This window comes from Pseudomonas sp. NPDC089534, assembly GCF_044749305.1.
GTDB classification, from domain to species: domain Bacteria; phylum Pseudomonadota; class Gammaproteobacteria; order Pseudomonadales; family Pseudomonadaceae; genus Aquipseudomonas; species Aquipseudomonas ekonensis.
The window spans coordinates 1-1,470 of sequence record NZ_JBIVHR010000215.1; the positions used below are offsets into that span (position 1 = coordinate 1).

Here is a 1,470-nt window from a genome sequence, read left to right on the forward strand (position 1 = left end):
CACAGGTTTTTGGGGTGGGCACAGAACCTGTCATCACCCGGGATACCTGTGGGAGTCAGCCTGCTGGCGATAGCGGCGGATCAGTCTCCACAGATACCGAAAGTGCCGGCCTCATCGCTTGCAGGCACGCTCCCACAGGTTTTGTGGGGGGCAACAAAAAGCCCGCAGGCAATCGCTTGCCTGCGGGCTTTTACGCAGCGGACCTGAGGCCTACGCCCGGCGTTCGTGCATCCGCGCCAGTTGCCGCTCCAGCATCGACGGGTAAGGCTCCATCAGCCGCTCGACGCAGCAGGCGCCTTCGGGGCTGGCGATCGGGCGGATCCGTGCGCGTTGGCGGATCAGCGCGTCATCGCTGATCTTGCGCTCCACCAGCAGCAGGTTGCGGCTGTGCTGCGACAGGGCCAGGGCGTCCTGGGCCGAGTCGGTCAGCAGGAGGTCGATCTGGCTCAGGCCGAACAACTCGTCGCCCAGGGTCAGGCCCAGCTGCAATTGCAGGGTGATGCCGCTGTCGGCGACTTCGATCTGCAACTGATGGCTCAAGGCCCGCAGCAGTTCGCCGCAGCAGATGGCGTTGGTCAGGTAGTCGTCGCCGCTGTCCTCGGTGTGGAACAGCATCAGCGTGCTGCCGTCGTTCAGCGTCTCGATCTCGCCCTGATACAGCGAAGCAGCCTGGTCCAGGCAGTCGCGGTAGCGTTCCAGCAACTCTTCCAGGCGCGCCCGGGGCAGGCGGCGCAGTTGCTCCTGGGAACCCAGCTGCACCGCCAGCACCGCGCTGTGCTGGGGCACGCTCGGCGTGGCCTTGCGGGCGGCCGGCTGGGCCGAACCGTTCAGCGAGTCGTCGCGCAGGTCGGCGAACGGGTCTTCGTCGTCCTCGTCGTCTTCCACGGTGCTGACCACCTGCCGGGGCGCCGGCTTGCGGGCCTCCACCGGGCGGCTTTCGTCGAAGCTCGGGTCACGCAGGTTGCGCACCTCGAAGGCCGGGTCTTCGTCGTCCTCGAACTCCGGTTCCGGCTCGGGCGGCGGCGCGACCGGCTCCGGGGCGAAGTTGGCGTGCAGTTGGCGGGCCAGGTCGCCGATCTCGTCCTGGCGGTCGGTGCCCGGCGTGTATTCGTCGATGTTGCGCAGCCACACCCGCAGTTGCAGCAGCGGCGTGGACAGGTGACGGCCCAGGCGCAGGCTCAGGGCCAGGGACAACGCCAGCAGGATCGCGCTGAGGATGCCCATGCTCTGCAGGCTGATGGTCATCGGCTGCTGGAACTGATCCATGTCCAGGCTGATGCGCAATTGCCCGGCGGTCACGTCCTGGAAGGTGATCTTGCTCTGGTACATGCCCTCGGCTTCGCCCAGCAGGCCGTGCTTGGGACGCTGGCCGGACTCGGCGAGGATGCGGTTGTCCACGCTGTAGATGGCGGCGTGGGCCACCAGCTTGTTCTTGGTCAGGTTGTTGAGCAGCACGTTGAGGCTGAGGAT

The 1,470-nt window shown here is 66.8% G+C and carries 1 protein-coding gene; it reads right to left on the minus strand.

Annotated features, from left to right (window positions below; genetic code table 11):
- Positions 1-210: 210 nt before the first annotated feature.
- The coding region (locus ACIP0B_RS28490; RefSeq protein ID WP_400838543.1) for a histidine kinase at positions 211-1,470 on the minus strand (1,260 nt) is incomplete at its 5' end.